This window comes from Vibrio sp., from assembly GCF_038138445.1.
GTDB lineage: Bacteria > Pseudomonadota > Gammaproteobacteria > Enterobacterales > Vibrionaceae > Vibrio.
In genome coordinates this window covers 27,205-45,089 of sequence record NZ_JAYQDQ010000012.1, presented here as the reverse complement: position 1 = coordinate 45,089, position 17,885 = coordinate 27,205, and the positions used below count along the sequence as shown (strand labels likewise).

16 protein-coding genes are annotated in these 17,885 nt (G+C 44.4%); 10 read left to right on the top strand and 6 right to left on the bottom strand.

What is annotated here, in order from left to right:
- Nucleotides 1-4: 4 nt before the first annotated feature.
- Both AAFM34_RS05665 and AAFM34_RS05660 read right to left on the bottom strand, forming a co-directional pair.
- A complete protein-coding gene (locus AAFM34_RS05665) occupies nt 5-1,174 on the bottom strand; it encodes an isovaleryl-CoA dehydrogenase (RefSeq protein WP_341660868.1) in 1,170 nt (389 codons plus the stop codon).
- Between the two features lie 56 nt (nt 1,175-1,230).
- Entirely contained in the window at nt 1,231-1,608 is a 378-nt protein-coding gene (locus AAFM34_RS05660) for a MerR family DNA-binding transcriptional regulator (protein ID WP_341660866.1), read from the bottom strand.
- A 246-nt stretch (nt 1,609-1,854) separates the two neighbouring features.
- Between AAFM34_RS05660 and AAFM34_RS05655 the strand changes: the two genes are divergently transcribed.
- The 7 genes from AAFM34_RS05655 to AAFM34_RS05625 are packed head-to-tail and all read left to right on the top strand — an operon-like array spanning nt 1,855 to nt 9,383.
- The gene (locus AAFM34_RS05655; RefSeq protein WP_341660864.1) at nt 1,855-3,066 is read left to right on the top strand and encodes an acetyl-CoA C-acyltransferase; all 1,212 of its coding nucleotides are present in this window, start codon (nt 1,855-1,857) and stop codon (nt 3,064-3,066) included.
- Nucleotides 3,067-3,085: 19 nt separating this feature from the next.
- A complete protein-coding gene (locus tag AAFM34_RS05650; RefSeq protein ID WP_341660861.1) occupies nt 3,086-4,579 on the top strand; it encodes a CoA-acylating methylmalonate-semialdehyde dehydrogenase in 1,494 nt (497 codons plus the stop codon).
- A gap of 11 nt (nt 4,580-4,590) precedes the next feature.
- Nucleotides 4,591-5,745 carry an acyl-CoA dehydrogenase family protein gene (locus AAFM34_RS05645; protein WP_341660859.1) on the top strand — a complete coding sequence of 385 codons (1,155 nt, stop codon included), beginning with the start codon at nt 4,591-4,593 and terminating at the stop codon, nt 5,743-5,745.
- Nucleotides 5,746-5,763: 18 nt separating this feature from the next.
- On the top strand, nt 5,764-6,552 hold the full coding sequence (locus AAFM34_RS05640; RefSeq protein ID WP_341660857.1) for an enoyl-CoA hydratase: 789 nt from the start codon (nt 5,764-5,766) through the stop codon (nt 6,550-6,552).
- A 9-nt stretch (nt 6,553-6,561) separates the two neighbouring features.
- Nucleotides 6,562-7,692 (top strand): enoyl-CoA hydratase/isomerase family protein, encoded by a 1,131-nt coding sequence (locus AAFM34_RS05635; protein ID WP_341660854.1) that lies wholly within the window; start codon nt 6,562-6,564, stop codon nt 7,690-7,692.
- A gap of 17 nt (nt 7,693-7,709) precedes the next feature.
- A complete protein-coding gene (mmsB, locus tag AAFM34_RS05630) occupies nt 7,710-8,612 on the top strand; it encodes a 3-hydroxyisobutyrate dehydrogenase (protein WP_341660852.1) in 903 nt (300 codons plus the stop codon).
- Nucleotides 8,613-8,624: 12 nt separating this feature from the next.
- Nucleotides 8,625-9,383 (top strand): SDR family oxidoreductase, encoded by a 759-nt coding sequence (locus AAFM34_RS05625; protein ID WP_341660850.1) that lies wholly within the window; start codon nt 8,625-8,627, stop codon nt 9,381-9,383.
- 61 nt (nt 9,384-9,444) lie between these two features.
- Here AAFM34_RS05625 and AAFM34_RS05620 read toward each other — a convergent pair whose 3' ends face one another.
- Nucleotides 9,445-11,112, bottom strand: coding sequence for an electron transfer flavoprotein-ubiquinone oxidoreductase (locus AAFM34_RS05620; protein WP_341660848.1), 1,668 nt, complete (start codon nt 11,110-11,112; stop codon nt 9,445-9,447).
- Between the two features lie 216 nt (nt 11,113-11,328).
- Between AAFM34_RS05620 and AAFM34_RS05615 the strand changes: the two genes are divergently transcribed.
- From AAFM34_RS05615 to AAFM34_RS05605, 3 genes are all read left to right on the top strand, one after another.
- Nucleotides 11,329-12,078: an electron transfer flavoprotein subunit beta/FixA family protein gene (locus tag AAFM34_RS05615; protein WP_341660846.1), complete on the top strand. Its 750-nt coding sequence runs from the start codon at nt 11,329-11,331 to the stop codon at nt 12,076-12,078.
- Nucleotides 12,079-12,088: 10 nt separating this feature from the next.
- Nucleotides 12,089-13,027, top strand: coding sequence for an FAD-binding protein (locus tag AAFM34_RS05610; protein ID WP_341660844.1), 939 nt, complete (start codon nt 12,089-12,091; stop codon nt 13,025-13,027).
- Between the two features lie 165 nt (nt 13,028-13,192).
- A complete protein-coding gene (locus AAFM34_RS05605; RefSeq protein ID WP_341660842.1) occupies nt 13,193-14,350 on the top strand; it encodes a GGDEF domain-containing protein in 1,158 nt (385 codons plus the stop codon).
- A gap of 51 nt (nt 14,351-14,401) precedes the next feature.
- Here the strand turns inward: AAFM34_RS05605 and AAFM34_RS05600 are convergent, their stop codons facing one another.
- Genes AAFM34_RS05600 through pdhA form a run of 3 tightly spaced genes read right to left on the bottom strand, consistent with a single transcriptional unit; the run spans nt 14,402 to nt 17,605 of the window.
- The gene (locus AAFM34_RS05600; RefSeq protein ID WP_341660840.1) at nt 14,402-15,538 is read right to left on the bottom strand and encodes a dihydrolipoamide acetyltransferase family protein; all 1,137 of its coding nucleotides are present in this window, start codon (nt 15,536-15,538) and stop codon (nt 14,402-14,404) included.
- Entirely contained in the window at nt 15,535-16,518 is a 984-nt protein-coding gene (locus AAFM34_RS05595) for an alpha-ketoacid dehydrogenase subunit beta (RefSeq protein WP_341660838.1), read from the bottom strand. Before AAFM34_RS05595 ends, AAFM34_RS05600 begins: the two co-directional genes overlap by 4 nt.
- Entirely contained in the window at nt 16,511-17,605 is a 1,095-nt protein-coding gene (gene pdhA / locus AAFM34_RS05590; RefSeq protein WP_341660836.1) for a pyruvate dehydrogenase (acetyl-transferring) E1 component subunit alpha, read from the bottom strand. Before pdhA ends, AAFM34_RS05595 begins: the two co-directional genes overlap by 8 nt.
- Between the last annotated feature and the right edge of the window lie 280 nt (nt 17,606-17,885).

The following is a 17,885-nucleotide window of genomic DNA, read 5'->3' as shown; positions in this document are numbered from 1 at the left end:
CTCGTTAGCGTGACTCTTCAAACAGCTCACGCCCAATAAGCATCCTGCGAATTTCTGACGTTCCTGCACCAATTTCATAAAGTTTTGCGTCTCTTAATAAACGCCCGGCAGGGAATTCATTGATATAGCCGTTGCCACCAAGTAACTGGATAGCATCTAGGGCAATTTGAGTGGCCATTTCCGCGCTGTATAAGATAGCTCCAGCTGCGTCTTTTCTGGTTGTTTCTCCTCGGTCACATGCGCTTGCTACGGCGTAAACATAAGAGCGCGCGGCATTAGCTCGGGTGTACATATCTGCAACCTTTGCTTGGATTAACTGAAACTCGCCAATAGAACGACCAAATTGCTTGCGGTCATGGACATAAGGAACCACGAGATCAAGACAGGCTTGCATAATGCCAAGTGGGCCTGCTGCAAGTACGACACGTTCATAATCCAATCCGCTCATAAGAACTCTTACGCCTTGATTTACCTCGCCAAGGACATTTTCAACCGGCACTTTACAGTTATTGAATACCAGTTCACAGGTATTCGATCCCCTCATCCCAAGTTTGTCTAGCTTTTGAGCATGACTAAAGCCTTCAAAATCCCTTTCGATGATAAAAGCAGTAATCCCTTTCGATGCTGCGGAAGGGTCAGTTTTTGCGTACACAACAAGAACATGAGCATCTGGACCATTAGTGATCCACATCTTGTTACCATTAAGTACATAGTGATCACCTTTAAGCTCGGCTTTAAGTTGCATGCTTACCACGTCGGAACCAGCATTGGGTTCACTCATAGCCAAAGCACCAATGTGCTCACCACTAATTAGCTTCGGAAGATATTTTTCTCGTTGGGCAGCGTTGCCATTGCGAAATATTTGGTTCACACACAAATTTGAATGGGCACCATAGCTTAAAGCGACGGAAGCTGAAGCTCGGCTAATTTCTTCCATCGCCACCACATGAGCAAGATAGCCCATGCCTGCACCACCAAACTCCTCATCAACCGTGACACCAAGTAGCCCCATTTCTCCCATTTTGGCCCAAAGATGGTTGGGAAACTGGTTTTCTTCGTCCACTTTAGCCGCAATAGGGGCTATCTGCTCTCGAGCAAAAGCATTGACGTGCTCTCTCAACATGTTGATTGACTCGTCGAGTCCGAAATTGAGAGGGGTGTATTGAGATATCATATCGCCTCCGATTGGCTGATTTTCTGTTAAGCACAACATCCATTATTGATGACAGTTCAACTTGCTTTAGAACGCTCTAAAGCCTCTTCACATCGTTTTCGAGCAGTATTCAAATCTTCTAAGACTATGGTGATGTCTTCCAACTGACGTTTGAGTACGGCTTCCTTGTCGTCGATGATTTTGAGCATTTTAATTAACTGAGTATCCAGCTGATTTGTATCGTAAAGCTCCAACAAGTCACGGATCTCGGCGAGTGAAAAACCTAGCCGCTTTCCTCGTAAAATCAGTTTGAGACGAATCTTGTCTCTACGCTGATAGACGCGCATGCTTCCTTTGCGTTCAGGTTGAATAAGACCCATATCTTCGTAAAAGCGGATACTTCTTGTTGTGATATCAAACTCTTTCGCGAGCTCGCTGATTTTGTAGGTTCCCACCAGGTGAAACTCCCCAAATTTGGTGATAGACAATCACACTGTCCGCTACGACGGTAAAAAAGATTTTACAGTTTGCGAATGTGTTTGTTTACGTTAACGTAAATGTTAGTGCTATGCTTACGTAAACGTCAAGGAATAAACGTGCAAAAATTTAATGGCCTAAAGAGTAAAAGTGATGTTTAAGACATTCGTAACGCGGTTGCTTGATGGGCTGAGCCGTTTTTAAACCATCATGAGGAGTAGGTAATGGAACAGAAAGAGATTTGGATTGTTTCGGCGAAGAGAACCCCAATGGGTCGTTTTCAAGGCATGCTATCTGAATATTCTTCGCCTCAGCTAGGGGCTATGGCAATCAAAGCTGCCGTTGAAGAGCAGCCGGAAGTTGCTGGGTTGATAAACGAAGTGTACATGGGGTGCGTGTTACCAGCAGGAACAGGGCAAGCTCCGGCGAGACAAGCTGCACTAGGAGCAGGTTTGGATGAAGCGGTGGGGTGTACGACAGTCAACAAAGTGTGCGGTTCAGGAATGAAATCTGTGATGCTGGCACATGATCTTATTCGAGCGGGTAGCGCTAGTTGTATCCTTGCTGGTGGTATGGAGAGTATGACCAATGCCCCTTATCTTCTCAAAGAAGCGCGCTCTGGCATGCGTATGGGGCATAAATCTAGCTATGATCATATGTTCCTTGATGGCCTTCAAGATGCTTATCAAGGTGAACTGATGGGTGTATTTGGTCAACAAATTGCCGATAAATTGGATTTTTCACGTCAGAAAATGGATGAATGGGCAGCACTTTCCGTAGGCAGAGCAATGCAAGCTCAGCAGCAAAGGTTGTTTGATGATGAGATGGTGCCAGTGTCTCTGAAAAGTGGTGATAAGCTTGATTATGATGAGCAACCACCATCAATCAAACCTGAAAAAATTCCTCAACTCAAACCAGCCTTTGCCAAAGATGGCTCTATTACAGCGGCAAATTCTAGTGCCATTTCTGACGGAGCGGCAGCTCTAGTTGTCATGGATGGACAGTTAGCTCAGCAGAAAGGCTTGAAACCATTAGCAATAATCAAGGGGCATGCTACTCATGCTCGTCAACCATCTGAGTTTACCATTGCACCAGTGCACGCTATTGAGCATTTGCTCTCCCAGCTTGATTGGGATATTGATGAAGTGGACCTGTGGGAAATCAATGAAGCCTTCGCAGTCGTAACTCAGATAGCTGTGAAGCAACTTGGTCTTGATAGTGAAAAAGTTAACGTAAAAGGCGGAGCTTGCGCACTAGGGCACCCGATCGGGGCAAGCGGTGCAAGAATTATTGTGACTTTGATCCATAGCTTACGTCAGCTACAAGAATTGAGTAGCGATGGCAGTTCGAGTGAAAAGCGTGTGATGAAGGGTATCGCATCATTGTGTATTGGTGGCGGTGAAGCGACCGCTATTGGAATAGAAATACCATTATAAAAGAAAAGGATAATCAATCATGATTCAGTCAGTTCCCTTATTCATTGGTGGAGAATTCTGCCAGTCTCAAACAACCGAGTGGGTTGAGGTCACAAATCCAGCCACAAGCGAAGTGATTGCTAAGGTTCCATGTGCAACAGAACAAGAAATGGAACATGCAATCAAAAACGCTGCAGAGACCTTTAAGTCATGGAAAGACGTGGCGATATCAGAACGCGCCCGTGTCATGCTTCGTTACCAGCACTTACTTAAAGAGCATCATGATGAGCTTGCAGAATTACTTTCAAAAGAAACCGGAAAAATTTTAATTGATGCGAAAGGTGATGTTTGGCGAGGGATTGAAGTCGTTGAACAAGCAGCCAATATTGCCAGTAACATGATGGGTGAAACGGTTGAAAATGTTGCAACAGATATCGATTCTTACTCAATGATTCAACCACTTGGTGTTTGCTGTGGTATTACGCCGTTTAACTTTCCGGCCATGATCCCTTTATGGATGTTCCCGCTAGCAATTGCCGCCGGAAATACTTTTGTTCTTAAGCCATCAGAGCAGGTTCCTCTTACGGCGATGAGATTAGCAGAACTCTTTGAAAAAGCCGGAGCCCCTAAAGGTGTGTTGCAAGTCGTTCATGGCAGAAAAGAGCAAGTTGACACACTGCTAAAGCATCCTACTATTCGTGCTGTTTCTTTTGTCGGCTCTGTTCCCGTCGCTCAATACATTTACAAAACGGGTACAGACTATAACAAACGTGTTCAAGCTTTTGCTGGCGCAAAGAACCATATGGTCGTTATGCCTGATGCGAATAAGGCACAGGTAATCAATAACTTGGTTGGTAGCTCAGTCGGTGCAGCTGGACAGCGATGTATGGCGATTTCAGTGGCTGTATTTGTGGGTAACACGAAAGAATGGATCGAAGACCTTAAAACAGAGATGGCTAAGATGCAGCCCGGCGCGTGGAATGATGATAAAGCGGCATATGGTCCGCTTATCAGTAAAGAAGCGAAAAACCGTGTGGTTGCGCTCATTGAGGAAGGTAAAGCCCAAGGTGCAGTGTGCCAGCTAGATGGCACTCAATGTCAGGTAGAGGGAATGCCTGAAGGAAATTGGTTAGGTCCGACGCTTTTTACAGGTACGACGACAGATATGTCCATCTATGAGCAGGAAATTTTTGGCCCTGTGTTAGTGTGTATGGAAGTCGATACCCTAGATGAGGCCATCGAGCTAATCAATAACAATCCATATGGGAATGGCACGTCGATATTTACTGCTAATGGTGCGGCCGCACGCAAATATCAGCATGAAATTCAAGTTGGACAAGTGGGAATTAATGTCCCTATTCCGGTTCCATTGCCTTTCTTCTCATTTACGGGGTGGCGCGGCAGTTTTTATGGCGATTTACATGCATACGGAAAGCAAGCCGTGAGATTTTATACTGAGACCAAGACTGTCACTTCACGTTGGTTTGATGACGATATCCCAACTGGACCAAACTTAACGATTCAGCTGCGATAACGGGAGGCGAAATGGATTTTGAACTAAATGAAGATCAGCGCGCGTTCGCCGAAACCGCGCAGCAGTTCTCCATGGGGCAGCTTGCGCCCATGGCGGCTGAATGGGATGAAAAGCAGGTATTTCCTAAGGATGTGATTAAAGCAGCCGGAGAATTGGGCTTTCTAAGTTTGTATACACCAGAAGAACAAGGTGGGCTGGAATTAAGCCGATTAGATGCTTCCATTATTTTTGAACAACTTGCAATGGGCTGTACGTCAACTACGGCATTTATGACCATTCATAATATGGTGACTTGGATGATTGCGAGCTTTGCATCTAAGGAGGCCAAACAGTCTTTTTGTCCAAACCTGATTTCTGGAGAATGGCTAGGTTCCTATTGCTTGACAGAGCCGAATGCGGGTTCAGATGCCGCATCATTAACGACCAGCGCCAAAAAACAAGGTGACACTTACATCATCAATGGTGGTAAAGCCTTTATTTCTGGTGCTGGAGATACCGATGTTCTGGTTGTTATGGCGCGAACAGGAGACCACTCAGCAAAAGGCATTTCGGCTTTTATTGTTCCAGCAGATGCCGATGGAATAAGTTATGGGCGTAAAGAGCCTAAGATGGGGTGGAACAGCCAACCGACTCGCGCCATTACTCTTGATAATGTTGTGGTGCCGGAGCACTTCCGCTTAGGCGATGAAGGGGAAGGATTCTCTATAGCGATGAAAGGCTTAGATGGCGGGCGTATAAACATTGCGACCTGTTCTATAGGTACAGCGCAGCAGGCACTTAATGAGGCCTTACAATATGTCAAAGAAAGAAAGCAATTTGGCAAAGAGCTGGCTCACTTTCAAGGTTTGCAGTTTAAGTTGGCTGACATGGTCACTGAGTTAGTTGCGGCCAGACAAATGGTGCGCTTAGCCGCGAGCAAATTAGACAATCAGGACTCGGAAGCTACGGCATATTGTGCGATGGCAAAAAGATTTGCCACTGACGTTGGGTTTAAAATTTGCGATCAGGCTTTACAGCTCTATGGCGGTTATGGGTACATTAAAGAGTATCCAATGGAACGCCATTTTAGGGATGTTCGCGTTCATCAAATCCTCGAAGGAACCAATGAAATCATGCGTCTGATTATTGCTCGCCGTGTGCTATCAGAAGGCTCTCAGCTACTTTAATTTTAGGGACAGATTACAATGAATATTTCAGAGAGCGGTGCCATTGAGCACACTATCCAAAATCATGTGGCAATTGTCACCATGAATAATCCGCCAGCTAACACTTGGACAGCGGAGAGCCTTACAGAGTTTAAACAGCTGGTTTTGGAATTGAATGAAAATAATGACGTTTATGCCTTAGTTTTGACGGGACAGGGAGAGAAGTTTTTCTCTGCTGGAGCCGATTTAAAACTTTTTGCCAGTGGTGATAAAACAGTGGCGATAGATATGTCTCGTCTTTTTGGCGCGGCATTTGAAGCTTTATCAAGCTTTAGAGGTGTATCCATCGCCGCAATTAACGGTTATGCCATGGGAGGTGGATTAGAAGTTGCACTTGCCTGTGACATTCGTATCGCCGAAGAACAGGCCGTTATGGCGCTCCCTGAGGCGAAAGTTGGCTTGCTTCCATGTGCTGGTGGAACACAAAACCTAACAGCTTTGGTGGGTGAAGGATGGGCGAAACGCATGATTTTATGTGGAGAGCAAGTCACGGCAAGCCAAGCACTTAATATCAAGTTAGTCGAAGAAGTCGTCAGCAAAGGCAATGCGCTAGATGCGGCAATAAGCCTTGCAGAAATGGTCGCTAACCAATCTCCATCTTCGGTGACGGCTTGTAAGTCCCTGATTCAAAATACCAGAACCAACCCCTTGGCTCATGGACTAGTCAGAGAACGAGAGTTGTTTATCCAACTGTTTGATACAGAGGATCAAACCGAAGGCGTGAATGCATTTTTGGAGAAACGTCCACCTCAATGGAAAAATAGATAGGGGGGAGGTATGACAGCATTGGTTCGTTTTGAAGAGCTAAATTGTAAAGAAGGAAATGCAAAGATTGGAGTCGCAACGCTTGATAATGCACCTTCGTTAAATGCTCTTAACTATGACATGTTGAAGCAGCTTAAAACTCAACTAGAGGTCTGGCATGAAGACGATAATATAGTCTGTATCTTTCTTGAGGGGCAGGGAGAGAAAGCTTTTTGTGCCGGTGGTGATGTTCGTACTATGCACGATAAGATGAGTGGTGGCTCTTCTGATGAGATTGCATCTTATTGCACCTCTTTCTTTAAACTTGAGTATGAATGCGACTATTTGATCCATACCTACTGCAAGCCCATTATTGCTTGGGGACAAGGTATTGTCATGGGCGGAGGAATGGGACTTTTCATGGGGGCTAGCCATAAGGTTGTCACTCCAGAAAGTCGTCTCGCTATGCCGGAAATCAGTATCGGACTTTACCCAGATGTTGGGGCTACATGGTTCTTGAATAAGTTAGATCCCGGAATTGGACTATTTCTTGGTATGACGGGGGTTATGGTCAACGCCACTGACGCATTGGGTATTCAGCTTGCCGATCACATTGTTCGTGCTGATGACAAAGCGGAATTACTCTCTGGTCTCAAAGACACGCCTTGGTCAGACATTGAAGATGTATACCAAGAAGTGAGCGCGCTTCTCAATCAATTGACTGATAAAGTCAATGGACATCAACCCGATCCACAAATGTTGCCTTTTATTGATGAAATAAAACAAGCCTGTAATGCAGATAGTGTAATTCAAGTGAGTGAAAACATTCTTGGGCTGTCTGGGCAGACAAAATGGATGGAAGTAGCTAAAAGCAATCACGTTTCAGGCAGTGCGATTACTGCGCATATTTGTTTTCGACAATTAACTCAATATAGTAATTTGTCGTTGGCAGATTGTTTTCGTCTTGAGCTTATCCTGTCTGTTCAAAGCTGTTTGCTAGGAGAGTTTCGTGAGGGTGTACGAGCTCGCCTAATTGATAAGGACAACCAACCTAAATGGCTATACAGTCGAGTCGATAATGTCGATGAAGGCACGATCAACAGCTTGTTTAGCTCATTATGGAATGAAAACGACCACCCATTATCATTACTTGGTCACTATTAAAAATAAGGAAATGACTCATGAACACCATTGCGTTTATCGGTTTAGGTAATATGGGCGGCCCTATGGCAGAAAACCTGCTGTCGGCAGGGGTTAATGTTCGAGTGTTTGATTTGATGCCAGAGGCGGTAAAAACTCTGGAATCTGCAGGAGCCTATGCCGCATCTTCAATCTCGGATGTGGTGAAAGGTGCCGAATCGATCATCACTATGCTTCCAGCAAGCAAACATGTGAAAGATGTATACCTTGGCGACGAAAAAGGGTCTGTTGGGTTGCTTGATATGGTTGAAGATGGGGCATTTCTGATTGACTCATCAACCATTGATCCTCACTCAGCGAAAATGGTTGCTGAGTGCGCTGCGCAAAAGGGCCTTGATTTTGTTGATGCTCCTGTGTCTGGAGGGGTTGCAGGTGCTAAAGCAGGAACCTTGACATTCATTGTTGGCGGGTCGGATGCCGCCTTCGCCAAAGCTGAAAGTGTGCTTAAGCATATGGGGAAAAACATTTTCCATGCGGGGAAAGCGGGCGACGGTCAAATGGGCAAAATATGTAACAATCTGATGTTAGGTATTTTAATGTCTGGTACTTGTGAAGCGCTTAATCTTGGCATCGATAATGGACTCGATCCAAAAGTCTTATCAAATATTATGCTACAGAGCTCTGGGCGCAATTGGGCTTTGGAGCTTTATAACCCCTGTCCCGGTGTCATGGAGACTTCACCAGCAAGTAATGACTATCGTCCAGGGTTTATGAGTAAGTTGATGCTCAAAGACTTAGGATTGGGGTTAGATGCGGCTTCAATGAGCCAATCTTCGGTTCCAATGGGATCTCTCGCACGAAATCTATATGCTTTTCATAACGCAAATGGCAATGAGGAGCTAGACTTTTCAAGTTTGTTCGAGTTTTATCAATCAGAAAAGTAATGGGGTACGCGAATGGAACTAAAACATAGTGTGATAGCTATTACTGGGGCCGGGCAAGGTTTAGGTCAGATGATGGCAACAACATTGGCACAAGCGGGGGCTGAATTAGCTTTACTTGATGTAAACGATGAAGCTTTGCTAGATACCAAGGAACAATGCAATATGCTGGGAGTGAAAGCTTTGACCTATAAGGTCAATGTGACAAACGAGCAGCAAGTCGAGCAGGTATTTAGTGACATTGTGAGAGACTTTGGTCAACTGGACGGTTTAATTAATAATGCAGGTATTCTTCGAGATGGCTTATTGATTAAGGTGAAAGATGATGAAATGACTAAAATGTCCCTTGAACAATTCAACTCAGTGATCGATGTAAACCTTAATGGGACCTTTCTCTGTGGCCGAGAAGCAGCTGCTCAGATGATCAATACCCAACGAAAAGGAGTGATCATTAATATTTCTAGTGTTGCAAGGGCTGGGAATATTGGTCAGAGTAATTATGCTGCGTCCAAAGCTGCGGTGGCAACACTGGCTACCACTTGGGGTAAAGAGCTTGCTCGCTATGGAATTAGGGCCGCCGCCATTGCACCTGGTGTGATAGAAACATCGATGACGGGTGGCATGAAACCAGAAGCTCGAGAGCGTCTGGAGAAAATGGTTCCTGTTGGTCGTATGGGTTCCCCTGAAGAAATCGCTCAAACAGCGAAGTTTATTTTTGAGAATGATTACGTTAACGCTCGTGTATTCGAGGTTGATGGCGGAATATTCATGTAAACCAACGCGACTTCGTCTAGCAAAAGGCACGCTCTGCAGCGTGCCTTACTATTTTTTATAACTACATATTTTGATAGTTGGGACCGCCCCCGCCTTCTGGTGGTATCCAAGTGATGTTTTGCGACGGATCCTTAATATCACACGTTTTGCAGTGTAGACAGTTTGCTGCATTGATTTGAAGCTTAGGGCTGTTATCAACGGTGATGATTTCATATACACCAGCCGGACAATAGCGTTGGCTTGGTTCGTCAAACCTTGGTAGGTGATTTTCAATTGGCACACTTATATTTTTAATCACTAAATGGCAGGGCTGGTCTTCTTCATGCTGTGTGCCAGATAGATAGACTGATGACGGTCGATCAAAACTCAACTTTCCATCGGGTTTGGGATAGCTTACGTCCGAACACTCAGAGATTTCTCTCATTCCAAGATGATCTGGGTTGCTGTCCGAGATATTCCATGGGGCCGCTCGGTTGAATACCTTATGCCAGACATTTTGCTCTAATGTTGCAATAGCACCACCTGCAATGGCACCGTATTTGTGAATTGATGAGGCAAAATTTCGACTTAAATGGAGCTCAGTGTAAAGCCAAGATTGTTCAAAAACACTTTTATAGTCAGGTGTGGTTTGACTGTTTTCTACTCTTAACTGTGAGAACACAGCTTCAGCTGCCAACATGCCTGACTTCATAGCCGTGTGGCTTCCCTTAATTTTGCCTGAGTTAAGGGTGCCCGCATCACAACCTATTAATAGACCACCAGGAAACTGTTGTTTTGGCAGAGAGTGAAGCCCACCTTTGGCGATTGCCCGAGCACCATAAGCTATCCTTTCTCCACCCTCAAGATATTGACTTATCAAAGGATGGTGTTTGTAGCGCTGAAACTCGTCAAATGGACTGAGGTGAGGGTTAGAATAGTTTAAATCAACAATAAGCCCCACAACGATTTGATTATTATCTAAATGATATAGAAAGCTACCGCCGTTTGAATTGGTTTCATTCAGCGGCCAGCCCGCACCATGTAGGACACGACCGGCTTGGTATTTAGGATGATCAGCAGGGACTTGCCATATCTCCTTGAGCCCTAGGGCGTAGTGTTGAGGTTCGCATTCATTGGCGAGCTGGAATTTTTCGAGCAGCTCTTTGCCTAGATGTCCTCGCGCTCCTTCAGCGAAAATAGTGTATTTTGCTTTTAGCTCGATACCTGCTTCAAATGAGGGCTTTTGCTCCCCCGTCTTATCGAGTCCCATGTCAGAGGTATTGACACCAATCACTGCTCCACTTGAATCATAATTTATGCTTGTCGCAGCAAATCCGGGATAAACTTCAATCTCAAGTTCTTCGGCTTTTCGACCCAACCAACGACATAGGTTGGCCAAGCTAATAACATGATTTTTCTCGCTATTATGCATAAGGTTGGGGGTCAAAAAAGACGGTACATTCACATGATTATGTTGTGATGTCATGTAGACAAACTCATCCAAGCTTACTGGGTTATTAACCGGAGCTTCTAAATCTTTCCAGTCAGGAAATAATTCATCTAAGGCTTTTGTCTCAAATAGTGCACCAGAAAGAATATGAGCACCAACTTCAGCGCCTTTTTCAACAACACAAATAGATACAGGTATGTCATTGATCTTACTAAGCTGTGCAAGTTTTATTGCGCTTGATAACCCCGCAGGCCCTGCACCTACAACGACGACATCAAACTCCATACATTCTCTTTCCATTGGTGTAAACCTACCTTTCCAACTTTCTAACACTAATCAATATAGTCTAGTTGACGTAAACGTAAACTTTACTAAGCTGTGTATATGACAGAATCGGTGACCAATTGCGTTTAATGTGAAGCCGATCGGTAAAATATAATCGAGAAAGTCAGTATAAACATTCTGAATATCAGCCTGTTACTGTTCTGTAGTTACTTTTAACACCAAGGAGGAGATGTGAAAGTATTAGTAGCCATAAAACGTGTGATCGACCCATATGTAAAAGTTAGGGTGAAGAGTGATGGCAGCGGTGTTGAAACGAATAACGTTAAGATGTCCATGAACCCATTTTGTGAAATTGCAGTAGAAGAAGCGGTTCGTTTAAAAGAATCTGGCGCAGCGAATGAAGTGGTCGTCGTTTCCATAGGAGATACGGCGAGTCAGGAAAACCTTAGAGGAGCGCTTGCATTGGGGGCAGACCGGGCAATACATATCAAGCATGATATTGCTCCCGAGCCTCTAGCCGTTGCAAACCTGTTGAACGCAGTCATGGACAAAGAGGATCCTGCACTCGTTCTTCTTGGTAAGCAGTCGATTGATACAGATAATAACCAAGTTGCCCAGATGTTGGCTGCTCTGACTAATCGTCCCCAAGGTACGTTTGCGTCAGACATTAAAGTTGATGACGGCTACGTTAGCGTGACTCGTGAAGTTGACGGTGGGCTTGAGACGGTCAAACTTCAATTGCCCGCGATTATTAGTACCGATTTAAGACTCAATGAACCACGTTATGCTTCCTTACCTAACATAATGAAAGCCAAGAAGAAGCCATTAGAAGTTATTTCTGCAGATGACTTGGGCGTCGAAGTGGTATCAACTCACGAGATCCTTGAGGTAATGGCACCTGAAGCTCGGACGGCAGGGGAAATGGTAGCCAATGTGAATGAGTTGATATCTAAGCTTAAAAATGACGCTAAGGTTTTATAGGGAGATGAGCATGAATTCAAAAACGTTAGTCATTGTTGAGCACGATAATCAAGTTCTAAGTAGTGACACTTTAAAAACGATTTCTGCTGCAACCGAACTAAATCAACCAATAAGTGCATTAGTGATTGGGTGCGATTGTCAGAGTGTTGTTGATGCCGCTGCAAATGTTGAAGTAGTGTCTGAAGTACTAGTCGCAGATTCAGAGATCTATCAACAGCAGCTCGCGGAAAATAGTGCACCATTGGTTCAGCAGGTGGCAGTTAGCTATTCTCATCTATTTGCGCCTTCGACAACTTTTGGCAAAAATTTGATGCCAAGGGTTGCGGCTTTGCTTGGTGTGGGTCAACTTTCGGATGTGATCAAAATTGAATCAGAAGATACTGTCATTCGTCCCATCTACGCGGGTAATGCGCTTGCTAGGGTTAAGTCTTTGGACAAAATTAAGATAGCGACGGTTCGAAGCTCTGCGTTTGAAAGTGCAGCAGTAGCGAGTGACTCTAAAGCTGACATAAAGGCCCTAGACATCAATATTAGCAACGATACATCACAATTAATTGAGCGCCAAAAAACAGAAAGTGCTCGCCCTGATTTACCTGCTGCTAGGGTGGTTGTATCTGGTGGGCGAGGAGTGGGAAGTAAAGAAAACTTTGCGCTAATCGAGCAGCTAGCAGACAAGCTTGATGCTGCTATTGGCGCTTCCCGGGCTGCAGTCGATGCAGGCTTTGTCTCTAACGATTTGCAAGTCGGTCAGACAGGGAAGATAGTCGCCCCTGAGCTGTACATCGCTGTCGGAATATCGGGCGCTATTCAGCACCTTGCAGGTATGAAGGATTCGAAAGTGATTGTTGCTATCAACAGCGATCCAGAGGCACCAATATTCGAAGTCGCCGATTACGGCCTAGTGGGAGATCTATTTGAAATACTGCCAGAGCTGACAGAATCGGTATAGCTTATCATTGAAAAATATGATTAATATTCCGATAGTTGTTTTTCATCTATCGGAATATTTTATTTTAAGGCAATCCAACTTGAATAAAATCAACTTAAAAGAGCGATGAATCTGACTAGATTTCCTAAACTTAACCTATTGGCTGAGTTTTAGGAAGTCCTTTGAATGACAATACATTTAGATATTGCCACCTTATCAATTATTTGTGTGTTGTTGTCCGTATGTTATTGCATAGGGCTATTCTTGATTCAAAGACTTCAACCAAGCGTATGTGGCATCAATACGATAGCGACTTCTTTACTACTACTTTCTGTAAGTTTCTTTTTCCTTAGCTTCGGCAATAACATCACTCTTTGGGTATCTAAGATTTTAGCTAATTCTTTAATGGCGTTTAGCTACATTTTTCTGCTGATGGGGATTTGCCAGTTTAGAGGTTTTAGCGTGAAACTCGCTAGTGTCGGCTTCTATAGTTTTCCAGTCCTTGTTGTTGGGCTAACATATTTTACCCTTTTTGTGCCTTCGACTAATGCGAGGGTGATTTTAATGTCTATCTATATCTCAAGTATGTGCTTTGTCGCGATCATTGCTAACCACAAAGGTAAAAGCACCGATATCTCTCCTTCAACAGTTCTTCTTTCTTTCGGGCTCGCGATACAATCTGCTTATAATTTGTTCCGCTTTGGTTGGAGTTTATTTGAAGGTGTGATTGATGACTTTATGCGTACTGGAACTGTGCATCAGTTGGCTTTTGTCAGTACCTTACTCATGATTATCCTTATCTTTTTTTCAGTGACTTGGATGTTGACAGGGCGTTTAGTGGCAACGCTTCATGACACTGCGATTAAAGACGAGTTGACCCAGCTATATAACCGTCGAGCACTTGAGGAATTGATTCCAACTGAAGTGGCTAGGGCATTGAGGCATGATCAACCTTTATCGATAGTCTTACTTGATATCGACCATTTCAAACAAGTTAACGATACTTATGGCCATCAGATAGGGGATAAGGTACTACGAACAACCGGCCATATACTTAAATTACATACTCGCAGAGATGATTTGAGTTTTCGCTATGGTGGGGAAGAGTTCATGGTATTACTACCCAATACCGACATCGAGAAAGCACTGATTGTGGCAGAAAAATTAAGGGAGGAGATAGAGCACTCCCGAATGTTGCCAAGTAAAAAAGATTGCTGTACGGCAAGTTTTGGGGTTACCCAGTTACGTGATGAAGAGTGGCAAAGCGCTGTAGAGCGTGCCGATGTTGCACTCTACAACGCTAAAGAAAACGGCCGTAACCAAGTAGTTGCAGGGGAGAGTTAACCTTGTCTCGACTTGTGGTGGAGAGCAGAGTTAACGCCCCTTTTGTTTATGTTACTTAAGTTTCATTTCCAAATGTTCGACCATGAGTTTAGTAAATCTTGCTGCCTCGCCACCTGTACAAGCTCTGTGATCAAAAGTCACTGATAACGGCATGGCTTTCACTGCAACAGCTTCATTGTTTCTCATCACAACTTTTTCTATGATGCGCCCAGCTCCAACGATGGCCACCTGAGGCGGTGACACAACAGGAGTCGCATATAGCCCTGCAATTGCACCAAAATTAGACAGGGTAATGGTTGCGTGTTGTAGCTGTTCGCGGCCAATTTTTCGGTCGCGTATTCCAGCAACAGTGTCATTAAGCCATGACCGAATATCTGCTGTTTTAACTTCATGCGCATTGCGCAGCACAGGCACATATAAACCGTGGCTGCTGTCAACAGCGATACCAATATTAACTGCGCTGTGAACACAACGTGTCATTGTCTCAGCGTCAAACCATGCATTCAGAGCTGGTTCTTTTTGACAAGCATGAACCACAGCTTGAATTAAACGGCCTGAAATATCTTCGCCTTTCGCCCAATTTTCTAAAAGTGCTTCTTCAGTAATCGTTACTGATGCCACATTATGATGAGACTCAGCCATGGTGCCAACCATGGTACGGCGAGCACCTTTAAGCACTTCAGTACCGGGTTGTTGTTTGCCTGCCTCTTCATAAATATCGGCGTCGGTGATCATGCCGTCATGTCCGCTACCTTTAATTTTAAGCAAATCGACACCAAGTTTTTTAGCAAGAAGTCGCGCTGAAGGCATAGCGGTGATTGGCGAGTCATCATTAGTATTGCGTGCAGCGCCGATCCAAAAATCGTCAACATCAACTTTGTGAGTTTGACTAGAAACATTACCGACTACGGTTGCCGCATCCTTCTGTTTCTCTTTACTGCTCTTACTAGCACCTTCTTCTTCGATTTCGAGTAAAAGGCTACCAATGTTGATCACATCACCTTCTTCGCCGTGGCGGCTGACAATTTTTCCACTATATGGAGCAGGTACATCTACGACAGCTTTGGCCGTTTCGACAGTTAAAATAATCTGGTCTAGCTTGACCATATCTCCTACATTAACATGCCATTGCACAATTTCTGACTCTGCAAGTCCTTCGCCAAGATCCGGTAATAAAAACGATCTCATTTCCAATCCTCCATGAGCTCTTTCGCTGCAATAACAATGTCTTCTTCTTGAATCATAAAGTAGTCTTCATTTCTGTAATATGGCATAACCGTATCCATACCAGTCACACGCTTTGGTGGTGCTTTCAGTTCGCACATAGACTGCTCGGCTACTCGTGCAATAATTTCTGCACCAACACCACAGCTTCTACTCGCTTCATGAACAACCAGTATGCGGCCGGTTTTGCTGAGAGACTTAAAGATGCTATCCATATCGATAGGTTTAATACTGGCCAGGTCGATAACTTCTGCTTCTATGCCTTGCTCTGATAGACGTTGAGCTGCTTGTAGTGATTCAACAACACAAGCTCCCCATGTTACAAGAGTAAGGTCCCTACCTTTACGCAGCGTAAAACATGTGTCTATAGGTAGAGCTTCACCGTTATCAACCACATTGGACTTAACTGTCCGGTAGATCCTTTTTGGTTCAAAGAACATGACAGGGTCATTACTTCGAATCGCGCCAAGAAGTAAACCGTATGCACGCTGCGGTGATGAAGGGATAACGACTCTAAAGCCAGGAATATGAGCAAAGATTGCTTCAACACTTTCTGAATGGTGCTCTGGCGCATGAATACCGCCACCAAATGGTGCACGGAATACGGCAGGGCACGTTAAGCGTCCGCGTGTTCTGTTACGCATTCTAGCGGCATGACAGATGAGATGTTCTAGAGCTGGAAACACGAATCCTTGAAACTGGAATTCTGCCACAGGTCTAAGCCCTTGTGTTGCCATACCAACACTCACACCACCTATGAGTGCTTCCGCAAGTGGTGTATCAATAACTCGTTTAAACCCAAATTTGTCTTTAAGTCCGACGGTTGCTCTAAATACGCCGCCGTTATCACCAACATCTTCCCCTAACACTATGACATTGTTGTCTTTTGCCATTTCATGGTGTAGGGCAAGGTTGACTGCTTCAACTAGTGTAATCTCAGACATGTTTGCCTCCCTGCATGCGCATTGCCTTAGTTATCAGTTCGTCACGCTGTTTGTTTAACTCTGAGACAGGAGACTCATAGAGATAATCAAATGCGGCTTCTGGTGCCTGAGGGGGGAGGTTTAGATAACGCTCTACGGCTTTTTCTACTTCAACTTTTGCGTTTTCCAACAGGGTTTGTTCGTCTTCTTCAGACCAATGTCCTTGCTGTGTTAAATAGGTTTTTAACCTTTTAATAGGTTCATATTGCCAAGCTTGGTTCAATTCGTCTTTACTTCTATAGCGCGTTGCATCATCAGCTGTAGTATGATCGCTTAGGCGGTAACTGACAGCTTCAATAAGAGTCGCGCCTTTGCCTTTTCTTGCTCTATGTAAAGCGGTTTGTACCGCGTCATACATAGCAATAACATCGTTACCATCCACGGTAATGCCGGGGATGCCTGCGCCTTTTGCTTTCTCAGAGAGAAAATCAGCAGCACATTGTAGCGCTCTTGGAACTGAGATTGCCCATTGGTTATTGTTGACGACAAACACCAGTGGAATATTCCACGTCCCAGCACAGTTGATGGACTCAAGAAAATCGCCTTTTGAAGTGGCGCCATCGCCGCAAGTGACTAGCGCTGCATTGTGGTCTCCAGCAATTTTGAGAGCGGATGCAACGCCTACGGCATGAGTACATTGTGTGGCGATAGGGACACAATAAGGCAAATCGCGACACTCGACTTCACTATTTTCAAAAGTAAAGTCGCTTCCTCGTTCATCACCACCCCAGTACTGAAGGTTTTTTTCCATACCAATTCCTCGAACCCACATAGCAGGCATATCTCGGTAGTATGGGATAAATACATCTTGAGGTTTAAGTGCATGACCGATGGCAATACCAAAGGCTTCTGCGCCCAGGTGAGAAGGGTAGGTACCTAGCTTTCCGGTTCGTTGTAATGCGACAGCTTTGTTGTCGTAGGTGCGTGCGACTACCATGTCGCGATAGAACTTTTTCAGTGTTGTAACATCGGCCCACTCAGGAAGTGGTTTGACGACTTGGCCATGTTGGTCGATAAATCGATTCATGGGTAATGCCTGAACGTTCATCTCAAGCTCCTTATTGTGCTGCATTCTTTGGCAGCAATTGATTAACATCCTCCCGATATGGCCATTTTTTAATATTCTGAGTTTTATCTCAAATTGAAATACTATTCTGAATAACTGGATAAAGTTGTTGTTAAGTACTGATATATTGTGCTTATCCAGTTTTGAATGTTGGCCACATCAGTTGGGTTAAGTGTAACTAAATTGTTAAATATTGCCTCCTTCATAATGGGCAGAGAGAGTAAACTAATCCTTACAAAGTCTAAAAAACAGATGAAAGTGC